We start from the raw sequence: 18,304 nt of genomic DNA on the forward strand, positions 1-18,304 counted from the left end.
TGAAGCATGGCCGGGCAGCCCGGCAGGACGGTCACGCCACATCCCTGGGCTAGGGCAGCTCGTCTGCGCCGATTTCGTTGGTGTTGCCGTTGGTGCGTGGATCCTTGTCGAAGTCCTCACCTAGCGGTCCGCCAAGTCCGACGTTCCGACCGGCACTGATCGCGGGCGAACCCACCAGGATGTGGTAGTCGAACTGGGTTAGCCCCGACGAATCACTCTCGTCGACGATGCTGAGCGGCGCGAAGGACACCTGGATGAAGTTGCCGCCCTCGTCTAAGGCCGCCCCCGTTGAGATCGTCGCCTCGGTCTGGACCAGACCGTCACTGCCCTGGTTTTGCACAGAATTGACGAACCGCGGATTCGTGGTGAAGAGGTTCCCTCCACCGTAGCTGCCGTTGTCGTCATCGCCTCCTTGGGTCAGCAGCCCGTAGCGGACGAAGAGCGTGTCCCCCGTGTCGACAAAGCCGTCCAGCACGCCCAGGTCGTCCGTGCCGGCTAGGACGAGACCCGTGTCGGTGGGGAAGTTCGTCGTCGGATCAAAGTTCTCCCAGTAGAAGGCGCGGTTCCCGAACAGGATGTTGTTGTCCAGGTTGGCGTCCGAGAAGGCGCGGTACTGGGAGTCTCGCCCAGCATTGGCCGGAACAGTCGCCCCAACGAGCAAGGTCGAGATATCCGGCGAATGCAGCCGCGAGACCACACCCGCCGGCATGGCGATGGACTGGTTCGGGTTGCCCGGCTCGAAGGCCAGCGCCACGGTCGCCGTGGAATCGTTGTGGGCGATGGTGTTGTTCTGAATGTGCGTTTCCACCGAATCCTGAACCATCACCGCACCCGCGCGACCGGAGACGTTGTTGGTGATCATGTTGTTGAACACCCGCACGTCATACCACTTGGTGCTGTCATCCAAGTTAGTGGCCACATCAATGCCGCTGGCGCTGACGATAGCGATACCACCACCGTCACCGGCCCCGGCCAGGTTGCCATGGATGCGGTTCGCGTTGACCGTGACATTGCCCGCGCCCTCGGACAGGAACAGACCACCGGTGAGGCCCAGAGGCGTCTCGCCGCCGATGAAGATTCCACCCCCCTGAACCGAGGCGGCCTGGCTGAAGGACTCGTTGAAGAGGATGTCGTTGTCCTCGATCGAACCTAGGTTCGACAGACCCGAATGGGCGATGCCGCCGCCGTTGCCCTGGCTGAAGTTCCCACAAATCCAGTTGTTGTCGACGCTGTAGCCCGTGGAGCCGGTGTAGAGCGAGATGCCGCCGCCGGCGCCGTTGACGCTGCCGTTCTTGATCACCTGATTGTGATGGATACGCACCTGTCGATTGTCGGCATCGGTATAGCTCGTTTGGTTGGCCGTCAGACCCGGATGGCCTAAACGGATGCCGCCACCGTAGAAGCCGGCATTGGCCTCGAGCCGGTTGTTGCCAATGTTGAGATAGGAGGCATGGCCGTTGACGACGATGCCGCCGCCCTGACTGGCGCCAACGATATGGATGCCGTCGATACGAGCACCCCGGTTGGCTGGTGCCACGAAGCGGTCTCGGCCACTGCTACGCCCCGTGACGAAGATGCCCGCCCCTTCCTCAGTCGGGAAGGCCGGTGCACCCAGGGCCTGGAAGCCGCCGACATTGTTGTTCTGACCAGGCAGGAGCTGGATGGAACCGTCCGCGATGAGGCCATCGATCTTCTCGCGCCAAAGCTCGACCTTATTGGTCGGGATCTGACGGGCATTGAGGGTAACGGAGCCCGCGCCCCAGCCCTGCAGCTTGACCGGCTTCCACATGACCAGCAGCTCGTCGTACTCGCCAGGGCCGATAAGGATGAGATCACCCGAGTCGGCCGCGTCGATGGCGTCCTGAATGGACTCACCTTGCGAGACGTTCCACACAGTGTAGACGTCTCCGTTGCCGCGCTGACCGACCAGGGTCCCGGCGACGTCTTGACCGACGGTCAGGGTGACACCGATCTCCGATTCCACCGGGGCCGGCACGCCGCCGACACGGGTCACCACAACCTGGTACTCGCCCAAGGCGGTGCCAGTGGGAACGGTAGCGACGATGTTGGTCGGCGCCCAAGAATCGATCGTCAGTGGGATGCGATTGCCGTCCGCATCCTCCAGCTCGACCAAGCCTTCGTTGTTCGCGTTGCCGAAGTTATAGTTGCGCGCGCCCTGCGCCCCCATGGAGCGGATGCGGATCTGCTCACCCGCGACCACGATGGGGCCAACCCCGTTGCGGCTGGCGTTGCGCACGTCGCGGACCATCGGCGTGTACTGCGGCACCTCGCAATCCACCGCATTAGTATCCGGATTGGTGAAGGCGGCGATAGCCACCACCGGGGTATCCAGGTAGGTCGTCGAGCCCGGCATGTACTGGAAGGTGTAGCAGAACTGACTGAAGGCCGGATTGAAGTGTGGATCCACCATCAGCTCGCCGGGGTTGTTGGGATCCTCGATCGGGCCGGCGTCGTTCATACAGGCGAGCAGCACGTTCGGCGACATCCCGGATGGCTGCGGCAGGTTGGCCGACCAGGTCGAGGGCACCATGGCGTTGTAGCGGCCGAACTCGTCCGCGTAGACGCGGTTGACCTCCTTGCCGTTCCAGTCGTAGAAGCCGACCGGCAGCAGCGGCGGCGCGTATTTCTCCCCGAAGTTCGGTGTGTTCGGATTGAACTCGTTCGCCAGGTCGTTGAGGATCACGCCGGAGACGTTCGCCGCGACCGGCACCTCGCTGACCAGGAAGAAGTCCGCGGCGGCATTCTGACCACCGGACAAGGGCACCAGCTTTTGATCGCAGACCGGACGCAGTTCTCCGGCAAAGGGTGCTGCAGCTTCTGCCGCGCTCATGCCAGGGATCAACTGATCCGCCGCACCGCTGCCGTCCTTCGTCGCAAGCGCGAAATAAGGCGGGACCTCCTGGTCCGGGCCAACACAGGTGGGGGGCAGCGCGTCGGGCCAGGGGACGTACTCGTCGCCAAAGTCCACATTCTTGTGATGCTCGCGCAGGGTCTTGTAGCCGGGCGGAGTGGTCGCCTCTACGATGTAGTCGCCGGGCAGCAGGCCGAGGCTCACGTTGGCCGCGCTATCGCCCAGACCGGCCACATAGTCGTAGAAACCCTCAATGGCCGCGGCGGCATCAGCTCTCACGTCGGCAAGGTGTGTCAGGTCGTACGCGTTGAAGGCGTAGCCACCGTCGAAAACGCCGGGGCGGACCTGGTTCCAGTTGCGCATGCCGTCGAAGCAGCGGTTGTCGGCGACGCCAGGCAGGTTGTTCTCGCCCTGGCAGTTCGTCGGGGTGTTGTCGTCCCAGCTATCCGTCCAGGCAACCGCGATGGCGTCGCCGAGATCGAAGTTGCCATTGCCGTTGCGGTCGACATCCTCAGCGCCCTTCTTACCGCCGCTGGCCCACCCAAGCGGATAATTGTCGACATCCGACAGGGTGACAACGCCGTCGCCATCGACGTCATCGATTAGGTTGTCGTCGGCCTGATAGGCGCCGTCTCCATTCCAATCGATGTCCCCTGTTCCGTCCGGAAACGCAGGATCACCAAGCAGAGGAGAATCGATGTCGCCGTCGGCGTAGAGGTTTACCTGAACGCGCGGAACGCCAGGCTCCCAACCCTCGCCGACCGCAAGCTCAGGGTCGTTCTCGGCGCGCGTGACCGTGTTAAACACGATGCCCGAGATGCCCCCGTTCTCGCCGATGTATTGCGGCGGTCCAGGATTCGCTGGATCGAACGCCGTGAAGTTCAGGTAGTCGGCCTTGCCGAACGCGATGACGTTAGTCTGCCCGAGAAACCCCTGGAAGGCCTGGGTCAGGACTGGACCCGTCTCTGTGCGATAGCCCGCCCCGCCGTTCTCGGACTGAGCCTGCGGAACAAGCTCGCCGTCATTCGGGAATCCCGTGAAGGGGCTGGATGCAGCGGAAATGTCACCACCCGCGTCGACCACGATGGTCGCGCCCGTGGCCTTCTTGCTGGTGAAACCGACCTCGGCGACCATCCAATGGAACCAGGGGAAGGACTCGTCGAACGGCGCCGCGCCCTCGGTATCGGTCGGGAAGCTCTGGTAGACGGTACCGTCGCGCCAGCGCACATTGACCGGACCGCTCTCCGCGCCTAGGGGAACCTCATCAACATCCCAGAAGCCATCCTGATTGGTGTCGTTGAAGAGGTAGGTATTGAGGCGGTTGAACCAGTTGAAGACTGGCACTTCACCAAAATCGCAGGATTGACCGCCGTTGCACGTCCCCGCCGGATCCACAGTGAAGGCTTGCGTTGCGATGACCACGTCCAGTGGCTTGTCGAACACCTTGAGTTCGTAGTTGCCCGGCGGGACATTGGGGATCGAGAAACTGCTGTCCCCGTTGCAGGGCCAGGAAAAGCGGTTGATACCCGGAGCCGCGCCGCCCTCATTGACGGCGACCCAGCATTGCGGGAAGGGGCGGCCGCTGAAGAATTGCGTGGACGGCGGCCGTGACATGTGCATATCGGTGATGGTGCCGGTAATCGTCGCCGAGCCGCCCGTGAAATCGTTTCGCTGCTTGGTGAAACCGAAGAAGACGTGCGGTCCGGGCAGGCCGAACTCGACCATGAAGGGAGGCTCCTTGGCCTTCACCCAGGCATCATTGACCGAGGTGCCCTCGATTGTGGAGGTCTGAACCCAACCGCCACCGGTCGGCGGGATGATCTTGACGCCGTACTTACCTGGCGCGAGATTCTTGACCAGCAGGGTGCCGTCTGAGTTAGGTGTCAGCAGGCCGATGGTGTTGCCGAAGGCGTCCTGTAGCAGCGGGCCGCCATTGGCGCCGTACTTGCCCGCCGGCTCTTCGAGCTGCACTTGGAACTGACTGAAATCGACGTTGCCAGGCACACAGCTCCCCGAGCCCGGCTCTTCTTCGGGGAGGTCCGGAGTACCGTTCAAGGGGTAGCAGTCGTGGAAAAGATAGATCGCGATCTGCGCCGTGGGGATCGGCTGCTCCTCGACGACGACAGTCACGTCATCTAGGTTCTGGTCCGGGTCCGCTGCATTCGCCAGCACCGTCACCGGAGCACCGCTCAGGCTGTAGCCTGAATAGGGCAGCACCGATAGGTAGTAACGGCCGGGAGCGACGTAGTTGACGGTCAGACTGTCTGAGTCTTCGTTACCGCTCAGCGGCTTGCCGGCGTTGGCACTGTTCGCGTTGCCTTGGGTCAGCGCGAGCGGATGGTGGCTCTTATGAAAATTCAGCGAGAGCTGATTTGTGAGGGCGCCAGGACTGTCCGGATTCAGCGCGTAGGTGGTGTCTTCCTGCAGCAGCCAACGGAAACCGGAGACCGGGTTCCCATCGCCGTCCACCACATTGAGGTTGAATTGAGCTGCCTGGGCGCCTGGAACCCCGAGCAGCCCGCACGTAAGGAGGAAGGTGCTTAGCCTCCCCCCTACCGATATCCCGAACAGTTTGTGCATTATTTTGGCTCCATCGATCCACTTCTAGCGTTGTCGTTCTTGGGAGGGATCCCTCTTACTCATTCTAGCGTTGTCGTTCTTGGGAGGGATCCCTCTTACTCATTCGGCCTCATTCACGATCTGATGACTATCCCCCTCTTCAACAGTGAGCACTTAAATCGTGCCTATTCGGCGGTCGCACCGTTTCGCAAAGCAATCACCCTACACCGAACCTCACCCCCATCTCAGATGCAAACACACAGGATCAAAGCAATGCGGCAGCAGTCCTCATTGCGAGGCCTTCCTCGTCCATCTGATCTGCTCCTTAGAAGGGAATGAGAAAATCCCGCAAGGATATCGTTCGTCCGGTAGCAAGAAGCGACATCGCGGGTGATCGATAAAGAGATCAGAAGCTGGCTTGAGCTGGCCTGTCATTCCGCGCCGGCTTGCTTGAGAGTCAGAATGAACACAACGAAATCGCAAACTCTGTGAACGAAAGTACCGGCACTGGGGCATATCACATATGGGGGTATCCCCCCATTTTGCTTCTTATCGTCACCTATTTTCAGGGTAGGGGATGCACCGTGAAACACAGGTCCTGACACGCTAGAGGATAGGGTTAAAGATCTCCATAATACTGTTTTTATTGATTTTTTTAGACTTCAAAAAAAGATTTCGAACCGCATGCACTACATACCAAGACACCCCCCTACCCGACTCCGCCCATCGGGAAACTGATATTTCCTATTGACAACAAAAAAAATGTAGCTTCATCTATCAAGAAGCGCCAAAATGTGTCAGAAAAAGGATTGGCTATCGAACTGTCTGTTGCCGATGCGAGCAGGCTGTGCAAGGCAATTTCCATAATAACTCCAGTGCAATAGCCCGACTCTAACGCGACTTTCCGCTTCCACGATTCGATAACATCGACTGCGATCCGCAGATTGCCACTTACCGCGAGAATTCAACTTAGCGATGTTCAGAAAGCAAAGGGGCAGACATTAGGAGATTCAATCTGCCGGATATTTTCCCTCTGCGCTTTGATTCTCAGTCGACTGGCGGGTAATCCTCTACCGATCATCGGCAAGGTCTTGCAGTGCTCGGCAACGGACTGCACAATTTTGGGTGAGAATATTTTGGCTCCAAGAGGAAAGAAGTAAACCGGGTCGGAGTGGAGTCCTGAATCTTAACGGCGTCTCTGCCAAACGAAACGGCCTTGTCTTTTATCTGCCTCAACGAGAACCCTATCTCTGACTGTACCCGCAAGGAGAATCAACATGAAGCACCTCATGAAGACGCCTGCCGTTGTCGTTGGACTGATCACGATGTCGCCAATTGCATCTGCTACGCTTCTGCTGGATGTAGACTTCGAGGACGCGCTGAGCACCTACCTTTACGAAACAACCACTGGTGGGGATTCGTCATCGGCAGCGATGAATATCCGCCCCGCAAGTGATGACATTAATACCAAGAAAGCCGGTGGTTTCGATCATTTTTTCGACAGCAAATTCTTAGTCATTGGGGACGAGGAGGGCGGATTAGGTCTTAATCCCAACGGAACGAACCAGGGCGCTCTAACACGCATCGACTTTCAAACGGAGTTGCTCAGCGCTGGCTCTTACAACCTAAAAATCAGCTTCGACTACGTGTTCGACACAAACCTGAATCCCACCGATAACCCTGGAGTGAGTCCGGATGATTTCTCCGTCCGCCTATTTGGCGGGAACAGTTATGCAGACCTGCTCTCATTCGGCAGTGTGGTGCGGAACAGCACATCGAGGAGAGGTCAGTACAGCGAGCTGCGGACGTTCGACTTGAGCGGGGACAGCCCGATTTATCTTTCTTTCGCACTCACCGAGTACAGAGGCCTTGGTAGCTCCGCCGTGGGCCTGGACAATCTCCAGATCACGAACGTCCCCTTGCCAGGAACCTTGATCCTTGTTGGCGCCGGACTTGCCGGTCTCGGATCCTCGGGCACAATCGGCCGGAGGCGCTCATCGTCAGCCGTCAAGCAACGGGCCTGAGCGCCCAACAGCGCATCGTCTTTGGTGACGCGCCTTGATCCTCCTGGGGTAAAGGGCCGCCGAGGGTTCACCCGCGTAACCCGCGGAGCTTCGTCGGATCCCGGGTGAACTGACGGTCGAGCCTTCAGGATAGCTAGCCATTCAACCCTCCCCGATCAGCCGACAATTCGCCCGTCTGACGGCCGAGGCGCTGCTGGAGACCGGTCAGCTCTGACGCACCGACGGAGAGTCATAGATGCCCCCTGACACAAGGAATCGCAAGTTTGTAGTGCCACTCGCCGACCTTGGTCCCACGCAAGTGGATAATTTGGACAGGCCTATTAATCCAAATGATAAACTCATTCAGTGACATTTGGATTAGGGGTGGCTATGACGCTGAGAATACTACTGGCGGACGATCACCGAATTCTCCGTGAGGGGCTAGCCGCCATCCTTGGCGCGGAGCCTGATCTCGAAGTCGTCGGACAAGCGGCGGATGGTTTCGAGGTCGTTGCGGGTATCAGGGAGCTTGCACCTGATGTCTTGATTCTGGATCTCTCCATGCCCCGCATGGATGGGCTGACCGTCCTACAGAAGATCAAGCACATCGCGCCCGACACACGAACCTTGGTCATGACGTTCCATAAGACCGAGGCGCATATCTTTCAGGCCCTGGCGGAGGGCGCGGACGGATACATGCTCAAAGACTCCAGCACGGCGGAACTGCTGCTGGCTGTTCGCAGTGTGGGAGCGGGCGCGCGTCACCTCTGCTCGGCGGTTGCGTCGCAGCTTGTCGACTCATTCGTCGCTGGGGAGAGGCCTGCAAACCCCACGACGAAAGCCGACGGCCTGTCAGCGCGTGAACGGGAAGTGTTGAAGCTCGTTGCCGAAGGCTTCACCAGCAAGGCCATCGGTGAGCTGCTCTGTATCAGCGAGAAAACGGTCGAAAAGCACCGCGCCAACATGACACGAAAACTGGGTGTGAGCGGTGTGCCGGCGCTAACGGCCTACGCCATCGCGAATGGACTCTTAGCGGAGACTTGAACCAAGCCGCTCCTCGTGTGGGGTACTCAGCTGCCAGAGGATTTCTATCTGGGTGCCCTCATCCGGTGCGGAGATGAGCGAAAAGCGGCCTCCGCTCAGAGTGGCACGCTCGCGGATGGAGGTGAGCCCGACGCCCGGATCGCCTGCGGAGCGATTGACGGCCCTGGGATCAAAGCCCTCTCCGTCATCGGTGACCCAGAATTTTAAGCTGGCTCCGTTACGCGCCAAACCGACGGACAGCGTTGTCGCCCGGCTGTGCTTAAGGGCGTTGTTCGTCGCCTCTTGGAAGATCCGATAGATCGGCGCCTTGAGGTCGGCGGGGATCTCGGGCTCCTTCGCCATCAGCGCGTCGACGATAGTGAGGCCGGGGCAGGTCTGTCGTAGCTCCCTCAGACACCAGTTCAGCGTGCTCATGATTCCGAGGCTGTCGAGCATTGGAGGTCGCAGGGCGTAGGAAATGCGCCGCAACTCTTCAATGGCATCCTGGATGGTCGGCATGAGGGCCTTGAGTCGCTGCATGTCGGCCCGGCGCTCTTGTGGCCACGTCTGCGTCACCGTCACGTCGACCATGAGCTTGATCGTGGTGAGGGTTTGACCGAGGCTATCATGGAGATCGCGCGCAACGCGCGCCCGCTCTTCCTCCTGGACGGTTAGCAAACGGCCGGAGAGATTCCTCAGCTCGGCTTCCAGGCGCTTCTCCTCTGTGACGTCTTGAATGTTGCAGAGCGTCGCGCGACCTTCCAGCAGGTCCACTTTCACACTCTTCAGCATGACCCAGCGCAGCTCGTCGGTCTTGCTGAGGAATCGGCACTCGCACCGCGCTGAGACGATCGAATCAAGACCATCGCCCATTTCATGAGCACGAATTTGCGCACGGTCATCCGGATGGACCAAAGGCGCCACCTCGATTCCGGACAATTCAGCCAGGGAGTACCCCAAGATGTCCGCGAACCGCTGATTGGAGAAGATCAAACGCCCATCTTTCATCAACACGATGCCCGTCGGCGAGTTCTCGACCAGACTGACATATCGCTCCTCGGAAGCCCTCAGCGCCTCCTCCGCCTTCTCCAGGAAGGTAATATCCAGGCAGACGATAACGTAGCCACCTGACTCAGGGGGCAGCTCAGAACAAACCACATACGCCGGGAAACGCGTCATATCCCGCCGAACTGCATCCACCCAGCCGACCCAGCCCTTTTTTGCATGGCTGGCCCCAAGGTAGTCCGATGGTCGTCCATCCGTAGCCTCGAAGCTCAAGACCTCCGTCACCGGCCTTCCCTGCACATCCTCCGCACACCAACCGTACAGCGCCTCGGCAAACCGGTTCCAGTAGCAAATGCGCCCGTCGGGATCTGTCGCGATGACAGCCTCCTCGACGGCGTGCAGCAGGCTAGCTTGAAACTCGACAGCCTGCTGCACGCGGATCCGATCCGCCATCTCTGCCTGCAAGAGGGCATTAGCCTCCCGCAAGGCGTTGGTACGCGCCAGCACGCGTTGCTCCAAAGCATCGTGAGATTCGCGTAGAGCCTGCTCGAGCGCGCGTTGACTGCGGAAGGCCCTCGCGGTCGGTACAACGAAGAGCAGGTGAAGCATCGGCGCGATTACCAGAATATCCGCTAACGCATCCATGATGGCCGCGCGCAAACCATCTATCGCGAATCCGCTCTCTATCATCCATGCGCTCAAGACTTCCGCCATCAAGACGATGGGGAGCGCCGCGAAAAAGGCGCCGATCGGCGTAGTCGCACCCCATTTCCAGCCATAACGAAGCGGCCTCGTCGAGACACTTTCGGTGTTTTCGGTCCGCGCGTCGTGCCTGTTGTCAGCGTCGCCATGCATCTTCTCATCCCCCCTGAGAGCAGCCGGGCTCCGCTCACCGTCTCGATGGACTGAGTCACCGTGGTCAGCGGTACCCTCCATTAACCGATCCGGTAGTGCCCTGATCTATATGATGCGTTCTTAGGTAAAGCATTGACTTAAAGAAATTAAGCTGCGCCACCATCATACAGAAAAGGGCACTGCCACCGATCCTTCCTCGCCAGCCCGGCCGCAAACAGCCCAGAGAGCGACGGCAAGACCGACTCACATCCTTGTAAGGCACTCCGCCCCGTGCCGATGCTGCGTGAGCGCCGCGCCAGGAGCGCCGATGCCCAAGCTCAGATACGCAGACTTCAGCAAATCATTCCTGTTCCGGATGTTACAGCCTGAAACGAGACGATGGGACCATCAAAGCGGAAGTAGTGAAGACGTGAGCGACCGCTAGACGAGCGAGGTCGCCCTTGAGCAAGAGGCGGGCAGCTAGAACAAACACGGAATCCAAGATATGGCGGAGGCTTGAAACCGCTCGATCAGCTCGTGCTGATCGTCTTCGTCCTGGAACTCGGCGCGAAGCTCTTTGCCTTCGGTCTACGTTTCCTCCGCGAACCCTGGAACCTCTTCGACTTCCTCGTCGTGGGCATCGCACTCATCCCTGCGAGCGGGCCGCTGGCGGTGCTGCGGGCACTGCTACTCCTCCGAGTCCTGCGCCTTATCTGGACGATGCCCAGGCTGTGCTTCGTCGTGGAGGCCATGCTCCAAGCGATCCCCGGCATCGCGTCCATCGCGGGCCTCATGGTGTTGCTCGTCTACGTCTTTGCGGTGATGTCGACAAGTCTGTTCGGCGAGCGATTTCCAGACTGGTTCGGCAGCGTCGGCGCATCCATGTACACCCTCTTCCAGATCATGACGCTGAAGAGCTGATCCATGGGTATTGCGCGGCCGGTTATGGATGCCTTCCCCCAGGCGTGGATCTTCTTCATTCCCTTCATCCTGATCGCCACCTTCACCATGCAGAGGATGCACGCGGTGCAGGATGAAGCCGAGCGCGATTACATCGAAGTGGCGATGCACCAGGACACCGCGAAGGTACTGAGCGAAATGGTGGCGCTGCGACGGGAGATCGCGGCCTTGCGTGCGTCCTTTGAATCGGGTCGATTGATCGGCCGAAGCTGGCTGCGACGAACAGCTTGTCCGCCGAGATCAGGGGCGGTTCTTGGCTTGCGCCGTCCAAGCCTGATGAAGACGCTCAAGCAGATCGAAGTCCAGGGCACCCCTTTCAGGTACGGCCTGCGACCGCTCGAAATCCCGAATCGCGCCTCGGGTCTGAGGGCCAATGAGACCGTCTCTTGGCCCAGGGTCCATCCCAAGCGTCCACAGATACTCCTGGACCATGAGGACCAGCGCATTGGTCAGATCTGGCGCGTCGATCAGCTGAGGCGCCCCGCCTGCGGCGCCCGCTTTGCAGGGCGCGAGGACGATGCGCTCGTTTGGACGCAGCGGGCTGATCAGGACCAGAGGGTCGGCGGGGTCACAAGCCTCGCTCGCGCGCGCTTGCGCAGTTGTGTCGGTCACCTGCGTCCTCGCTGGAGTCACAGCAGTCGGCGTCGGCTCAACCAACGCCGACTGCCCCGAATCTATCTCCGCGACCTCGGTGGCTTCGACCCTTTCATCGAGAACCAAGTCGTCGTCCTCAGTTGATGACTTGGCGTCGGGCGCTTCGGCTCTTTGCGGCTCCTCCAACGGGCGCGGAGGCAACTCGATCCCGGCTTCCGCCATCGGCTCGGCCTCGGCGACCGCGTCCACTTCCGGTGCCTCAGGCTGGAGCGACGGCGCAAGGCCCGTGACGGATACCAGCAGCAAGGCGCCAATAGCGAGCCACAGCGAGCCGGCAATCGGCCACTCGCGCAGGGTGCGCTCGCTATCCCCGGCCGGCTGATCGATGACCCCGGAATAGACTCGGGAGAGACGCGTCATTGCGCCACTGTAAGCCGTCGCCAACCCGCCTGATACGGCGCGCAACAGCCAAGCGCCAGCACGGCCGATCGGCGCCGCAAGCACCAAGAGGTCACCCGGCGGAACGCGATCGATCACGACCCGCGCCAATGCGGGGCGCCGACGCGTGATGGCGAGCACCGCCACAGCGATCAGAATGCCGAGGATCAAGGGCATCGGCTTGACCAGCCAGTCATGCGGCGCGCCAAGCACGAAGGGAAACAGCAGCACAAGCAGCAGTAGCGCTATCCAGGCGACGCTTGGCCAGGCGTAGCCTGACTCCGGGTGTCGTTCGAGGTGTGCCGTGACCCAGAGGAAGCGCGTCATCAGGAGCGTTGTCGCCACCGCCGAGACGCCCACAGCCGTCGCGATCCACGGCCATTGCGCACTGGCAAGCAAGGGCTCGACGCCCTGCTTGGCGACGGCCCCGCTGGTCAGCGGTGCGCCCGCCATGGCGAGCGCCAGGAAGACCAGTCCGGTGAGGACGAGTGGCTGGCCGAGCGCGGCGTACTTGCGCAATCCCAGCCCGAGGAAGAGCCCGCCCTTGACGAGGGCGTGATGCGCAACATAGAGCGTCATGCCCGCGACGCCGAGCGGCGCCAACGCGGGGTCGGCCAGGATGGTGCCCAGCAGCAAGATCAGAACCCCCATCTTGGCGATGCTGGAATAGGCCAAGATGACCTTGGGGTCGGACTGCATGAGACCAACGGGGAGGGCCAAGCACATGGTCGCAAGCCCCGCGAACGTCAGCATGGCGCCCCAGTCGGCCAGAACGGCGACGCCGATGGGCAGGAAGCGCAGCCACCCCAGGACGGCAACCTTGATCATAGTCCCGCTCAGCACCGCGCTCGCCGGGATGGGGGCGGCCGGGTGCGCGAGCGGTAGCCAGAGATGCAAGGGTGCCATGCCCGCCTTGACGGCCAAGCCCAAGATGGTCAGCGCGATGGTCAGATCATCGAGATCCGCCAGCTGCTCGGGCCTTGGCAGGATGGTGCCGGCGTGCTGGGCGATGAGCACCAGGGCCGCAAAGAGGGTCACCTCCCCTAGCAGTGCCATGACGAGATAGACCTTGCCCGCGCGCAGCGCGGACGCCTCGCCGGTATGGATCACGAGTCCGTAGGAAGAGAGCCCCATCATGGCGAACCCGAGATAGAAGCTCACCAGGTCTTGCCCGACGATGAGCCAGAAGTTTCCCGCCATCGCGAGCAGGAAGAGCCCGCTGAAGCGGCGCGCGTGCTCCCGGCCGCGCAGACTGAAGGCGGCATGAACCCCTGCAGCCAGCCAGAGAACGGCGGTGAAGAGCAGATAGACGCGGCTCAGTTCGTCCATGCCCAGCGTGGTGCCCAACAGCAGCCATGGCAGCTCCAGCCGACTCCCCACCGGCACCAGGAGCGCCGCGGCCAGCGCGGGCAAGGCGCCGACCGCCGGCAGCCACCACAGCCTGCCCGACTGGACCAGTGCCGCGCACAACAAGGGCCAAACCCCCAAAGCCGGCAGCAGCCAAAGGCTCATGGCGCTGACTCCGGGAGCTTCAAAGATTGCCGCGCTCACAAGTACTCCCTCCGCGCGATCAGCTCGGCCCACTCCAGCGGACTGAAGGGCGCCGCCGCGAAGAGTCCGGCGATCAGACAGAGCGCGGCGGTGATCAGCGGCGGCCAGAGCAAGGCTCCCATGGTCTCGAAACGCCCCTGCGGCAGGGACTCCTTCGGCCAGCTATCCGGCTCCGGGCGAAACCAGGCGCGATAGAGGATGGGCAGAAAGTAGGCGGCGTTGAGGAGACTGCTCGCCGCCAGGACGAGCAGCACCCAATGGGCGTCGGCCTCGACGGCGCCCAGGCCCAGGTACCACTTGGTCACGAAACCCGCGATCGGCGGGATGCCGATCATGCCCAGCGCACCCACGCTGAACGCCAGCGTGGTCAAGGGCATGCGGCGCCCCACCCCATCCATCTGGCTGACGTTGTGCACACCCAGGGTCTCGGCGTAGTTCCCGGCGCAGAAGAAGAGCGTGATCTTCATGATGCCCTGATGGACCAGGTGAACCATGCCGCCAATGGTCGCGATGGGGCCGAGGATCGAGGCACCCAGCGCGATATAGGAGACCTGGCTCACGGTCGAATAGGCCAGCCGTTTCTTGAGCCCGTCCTGCGAGAGCGCCCGGATCGAGCCATAGATGATGGTCGTGGAGGCGAGGATGCCGAGCAGGGTCAGCAGCCCGAGCTGGTCTGCGAGCCCCACACCATAGACGTCATAGACCACCCGAAGGATGCCGAAGGCGCCGGCCTTGACCACGGCGACGGCATGCAGCAGGGCACTGACGGGCGCCGGCGCCACCATGGATTGCGGGAGCCAACCGTGGAGCGGCACGATGGCCGCCTTCACGCCGAGCCCGGCGAGGAGCAGGAGAAAGACAGCGACCAATGGGCCATGCAGCCCCTCAGACAGCACCCCGAGGTAGCCGCCCTGAGTGAAGTCGACGGGTCCAGTGATGGCCTGCAGCCAGATTGCGCCGACGAGCAGCAGCACGCCGCCGCTCATGGTGTAGGCCAGGTAGATCTTGGCGCCGCGCGTGGCGTCAGGTGTCCCTCGGTGGGCGACCAGGGGATAGGTCGCCAGCGTCAGGATCTCGTAGAAGATCACGAAGCTCAGCAGGTTCCCCGCGAGCGCGATACCCACGGTCGCCGAGACGCATAGACTGAAGAAGCCGAAGAAGCGACTGCGGTTCGGCGAGTGCTCCAAATAGCCGATGGCGTAGATGGTCGTCACCAGCCAGAGCACTGTCGAGAGGGTCACGAAGAGGACCGAGAGCGCGTCGGCCGCGAGGACGAGGTCCAGGCCGGGCGCCAGCGTGAGGCGGGTCTCATAGACCTCGCCGCGATAGACGCCCCAGATCATCACGCCGACCAGCAAGAGCTTGATCAGGGCGCCCGCCATGTTGAGCACACCACGCAGGATGTGGCTCTCCTCCTTCACCAGGAAGATGAAGACGCCGGGTAGCAGTGAACTCAGCAGGATGCTGACCGGCAGCAGGCTCTCCAGGCTCATGCACCCTCCCCCATGCCGAGCAGGCGCCACAAGGAATCGGCGGCCAGTCCCAGCACAGCCACGGACGCCAGGGCCAGCAGCAGGGCCGGCACCTCAGTGCGCGCCTGGGTGACGAACCGCCGCGGTGTGGGCTCCAGGTTGAAGGCGCGGCTCAGCACCCGAAAGACGTAGGCCGCTGCCAGCAGGGTGCCGACCAGGATCACCAGGATCCACCACCACTGTCCGCTCTCGATCGCGCTGGTCATAAGGATCCACTTGCCGATGAAGCTGCCGCTGGGCGGCAGCCCGATCAGCGCCGTTCCCGCGAGCGCGATGGTGAAGGTCGTCGCCGGCATGTTCTGGGCCGTGCCGCCGAGGTCGTCGATGCGATCGTGCCCCGCGTCACGTTGGACCAAGCCGGCCGCCAGGAAGAGCCCCGCCTTCGCCAATCCGTGGGTCAGCGCCATCAGCACCAGGGCGACGAAGAGATCGTCCCGCTCGGATCCCGGCGGCAGCGCCTGCAAGAGCGGAATAAAGAGGCAGAGATAGCCGATTTGCGCGACCGTCGAATAGGCGGCCAGGAGCTTGAGCCGCTCGGACCGAAGCGCCCTCCAGGAGCCCCAGATGATCGCCATGGCGCCAAGCAGCCCCATGAGACTCGCGGCCCAGGGTGTGACGACGGGCGCGAAGACATCCAGCCAGAGCCGCAGAATGAGATAGAAGGCGGCCTTGACGACCAAGGCGGATAGGGCTGCGCTCACCGGCGCCGGCGCGTTGGCATGTGCCGGCGGCAGCCAGAAATGCAGCGGAAAGAGCGCGGCCTTGAGGGCCAGACCGGCGGTCATGAGCACTAGGGCCGAGGCAGCGACCGGCCCAGGTTGGATGACGGCGGCCAGCAGCCCCAGATCCAGGGTGCCATGGGCCGTGTAGAGCAGCGCCACACCCAGCAGGTAGGTCATGGACCCGAGCAGCCCGACCAGGAGATAGCGCAGATTGGCGCTGACCGCTTCGACCGAGCCGGTCAAGGCGCCCAAGGCTGCGGCCGTAAGCCCCAGTAGTTCCAGCGTCACATAGATGTTGAAAAGGTCGGCCGCCAGCAGCAGGCCGTTCAGCGCCGCCCACAGGAGCAGCCAAAGGGGCCAGAAATGCGCGGCCGCATCGCCCCGACGGAAATACCCCGTGGCATAGACGCCGACCCCGAGCGCGACCAGCGCGGCCATCGCCAAGAGCGCCGCCGACAGCCCGTCGGCGACCAGTGCGATCCCGAGCGGCGCCGCCCAGCCGCCAAGTTCGGAGCGCAGGCTCCCCTCCTGCCAGACGCCGACCAGCACCCATGCGACGGCGATCACGGCAACTAGGGAGGCGAGGAGACCAAGCGCCTGGGCGCGCTTTGGTATCGCCGTCGCGAGCAGGCCACCGACGAGAGGCACGGAGACGGCCAGCGCCAGACTATCGACCACCCTCGTCCTCCTCGAGCCGCCTGCCCATCGCCAGTGCCAGCGCCGTGGCACTGACCGCGACCACGATGCCAGTCAGCACCAAGGCGTGCGGCACTGGATCGGGTGGAAGCTCGCCGCGCTCCGCAATCGCGATCAGCAGATGGAAGACGCCGCTGCCCATGATGTTGAGCGCGATCAACTTGCGCAGTAACGGGGTGTAGACCAAGAAGGCCCAGAGGCCCAGGGCGAAGAGGACGACGCCCGCGCCGCCATAGAGAAGCTGAGCCATCAGGACTGCCCGCTCACGTCCGCATGGGACCAGGGGCGGCCGCCGACATAGGCCGCCGCTAGGGTGGTTCCGATCGCGACCGTCGCCGCCGTTTCAATGGCGAGGATGAGCCACTTCGACCAGCCGATCGGATAGGCGAGAAAACCCGCTCCCAGACCCATGGTCGCGATCCCCACCAGCACGAAGACCGCAACGCCCGCCACGACCAGCCAGCGCTGTGCCGCGAGCGGCGGCAGTCCGGCCCGCTCGTCGCCGGCCAGGCGCATGACGACGCCCGCCGCCCCGAGCAAGGCGCCCGCCTGAAAGGCCCCGCCCGGGGCATGCCCACCGACCCAGAGGAGATAGCCGCCCGCCAGGATCAAAAGGGGTACGACCAGTGTGACCATACCTTGCAAGACGGCCCCCGCCGCTTGAAAGCCTGGCGATGCGGCCCCGAGCGACCAGATGCCAAGCAGGGCCGCCAGCAGGACGGCCAGCTCCAGCAAGGTGTCGTAGCCCCGGTAGCTCAGGAGCACAGCGGTGACCGGGTTCGAGACACCAGTCGCCGGAAGCCCAGCGAATGCCTGCTCCGCCAGGCGCGGCCCAGCGCCAATGTCGATTGCAGTCTGGACCACCCAGAGCAGCCAGATCGCAAGCAGCAGCACAAAGGCTCCGATCACGAGCCCCCCAGCGCTTTTCATGCCTCTCCTCCTTCCGCATCAATGCCCCCATTGGCCGACGCCCGACGCGCGGCACGTCGCGCCGCCGCCAGCATCAAGGCTCCGCCCAGACCAGCCCCGATGGCCGCCTCGGCCAAGGCGACATCGGGCGCGCGCAGGCGGGCCCAGACCAAGGCCAACCAAAGCCCGAAGGCGATGAAGAGCATGACAGCCCGGCGCAGGTCCGGGCTGATGAGCGCGGCGATTGCCAGCCCCACCAGTGTCGTGACCAAGACCAGATCGAAGAGGAGCAGCAGGCCCGCTGTCATTCGAGCAGGTCCTCCCCATCGCCGCGCAGCGCACGCTTGGCGATGAGATAAGATCCGGTCGCCCCGCTCAGCATCACCAGCAGCCAGATGAGCACCAGCTTCAACGCCAAGAAGGGATCGGCCGCCCAGGGCAGCAGCCCGGCGATCACCAGCCCAAGCCCCAGATTGTCGGCCTTGGTCAAGGCGTGCAGTCGGCAGAAGAGATCAGGCAGTCGCACGAGCCCGAGGGTGCCGACGGCGAAAAAAAAGGCCCCTGCGCCGACGAGCAAGAGCGAGACTGTCTCGAGCAGGATCTCCA

General features: G+C 62.5%; 12 protein-coding genes. 3 read left to right on the forward strand and 9 right to left on the reverse strand.

Annotation, left to right across the window (positions count from 1 at the left end):
- Positions 1 to 49 precede the first annotated feature (49 nt).
- Positions 50 to 5,452: a right-handed parallel beta-helix repeat-containing protein gene (locus G3480_RS01260; protein WP_164651840.1), complete on the reverse strand. Its 5,403-nt coding sequence runs from the start codon at positions 5,450 to 5,452 to the stop codon at positions 50 to 52.
- A gap of 1,256 nt (positions 5,453 to 6,708) precedes the next feature.
- Here G3480_RS01260 and G3480_RS01265 point away from each other — a divergent pair.
- Together G3480_RS01265 and G3480_RS01270 are read left to right on the forward strand one after the other, a co-directional pair.
- The gene (locus G3480_RS01265) at positions 6,709 to 7,455 is read left to right on the forward strand and encodes a PEP-CTERM sorting domain-containing protein (RefSeq protein ID WP_164651841.1); all 747 of its coding nucleotides are present in this window, start codon (positions 6,709 to 6,711) and stop codon (positions 7,453 to 7,455) included.
- Positions 7,456 to 7,824: 369 nt separating this feature from the next.
- A complete protein-coding gene (locus tag G3480_RS01270) occupies positions 7,825 to 8,478 on the forward strand; it encodes a response regulator (protein ID WP_164651842.1) in 654 nt (217 codons plus the stop codon).
- Here G3480_RS01270 and G3480_RS01275 read toward each other — a convergent pair.
- On the reverse strand, positions 8,464 to 10,152 hold the full coding sequence (locus G3480_RS01275; protein WP_164651843.1) for a PAS domain-containing sensor histidine kinase: 1,689 nt from the start codon (positions 10,150 to 10,152) through the stop codon (positions 8,464 to 8,466). The two genes, G3480_RS01270 and G3480_RS01275, sit on opposite strands and share 15 nt — an antisense overlap.
- A gap of 660 nt (positions 10,153 to 10,812) precedes the next feature.
- Between G3480_RS01275 and G3480_RS01280 the strand changes: the two genes are divergently transcribed.
- A complete protein-coding gene (locus G3480_RS01280; RefSeq protein ID WP_240905516.1) occupies positions 10,813 to 11,217 on the forward strand; it encodes an ion transporter in 405 nt (134 codons plus the stop codon).
- Between the two features lie 279 nt (positions 11,218 to 11,496).
- On the opposite strand, the gene G3480_RS01285 is transcribed toward G3480_RS01280, so the two are convergent.
- Genes G3480_RS01285 through G3480_RS01315 form a run of 7 tightly spaced genes read right to left on the reverse strand, consistent with a single transcriptional unit; the run spans position 11,497 to position 18,299 of the window.
- The gene (locus G3480_RS01285) at positions 11,497 to 13,800 is read right to left on the reverse strand and encodes a proton-conducting transporter transmembrane domain-containing protein (RefSeq protein WP_164651844.1); all 2,304 of its coding nucleotides are present in this window, start codon (positions 13,798 to 13,800) and stop codon (positions 11,497 to 11,499) included.
- 35 nt (positions 13,801 to 13,835) lie between these two features.
- Positions 13,836 to 15,332: a complex I subunit 5 family protein gene (locus tag G3480_RS01290; RefSeq protein WP_164651845.1), complete on the reverse strand. Its 1,497-nt coding sequence runs from the start codon at positions 15,330 to 15,332 to the stop codon at positions 13,836 to 13,838.
- The gene (locus tag G3480_RS01295; protein WP_164651846.1) at positions 15,329 to 16,771 is read right to left on the reverse strand and encodes a proton-conducting transporter transmembrane domain-containing protein; all 1,443 of its coding nucleotides are present in this window, start codon (positions 16,769 to 16,771) and stop codon (positions 15,329 to 15,331) included. The genes G3480_RS01290 and G3480_RS01295 overlap by 4 nt, the downstream gene beginning before the upstream one ends.
- A complete protein-coding gene (locus G3480_RS01300; protein ID WP_420824603.1) occupies positions 16,761 to 17,042 on the reverse strand; it encodes an NADH-quinone oxidoreductase subunit K in 282 nt (93 codons plus the stop codon). The genes G3480_RS01295 and G3480_RS01300 overlap by 11 nt, the downstream gene beginning before the upstream one ends.
- Positions 17,039 to 17,719 (reverse strand): MnhB domain-containing protein, encoded by a 681-nt coding sequence (locus G3480_RS01305; RefSeq protein ID WP_164651848.1) that lies wholly within the window; start codon positions 17,717 to 17,719, stop codon positions 17,039 to 17,041. The genes G3480_RS01300 and G3480_RS01305 overlap by 4 nt, the downstream gene beginning before the upstream one ends.
- A complete protein-coding gene (locus tag G3480_RS01310; RefSeq protein WP_164651849.1) occupies positions 17,716 to 18,006 on the reverse strand; it encodes a Na(+)/H(+) antiporter subunit B in 291 nt (96 codons plus the stop codon). Before G3480_RS01310 ends, G3480_RS01305 begins: the two co-directional genes overlap by 4 nt.
- Complete coding sequence (locus tag G3480_RS01315) at positions 18,003 to 18,299, reverse strand: monovalent cation/H(+) antiporter subunit G (protein WP_164651914.1); 297 nt, start codon at positions 18,297 to 18,299, stop codon at positions 18,003 to 18,005. The genes G3480_RS01310 and G3480_RS01315 overlap by 4 nt, the downstream gene beginning before the upstream one ends.
- Positions 18,300 to 18,304 lie beyond the last annotated feature (5 nt).

This window comes from Thiorhodococcus mannitoliphagus, assembly GCF_010915725.1.
Lineage (GTDB): Bacteria > Pseudomonadota > Gammaproteobacteria > Chromatiales > Chromatiaceae > Thiorhodococcus > Thiorhodococcus mannitoliphagus.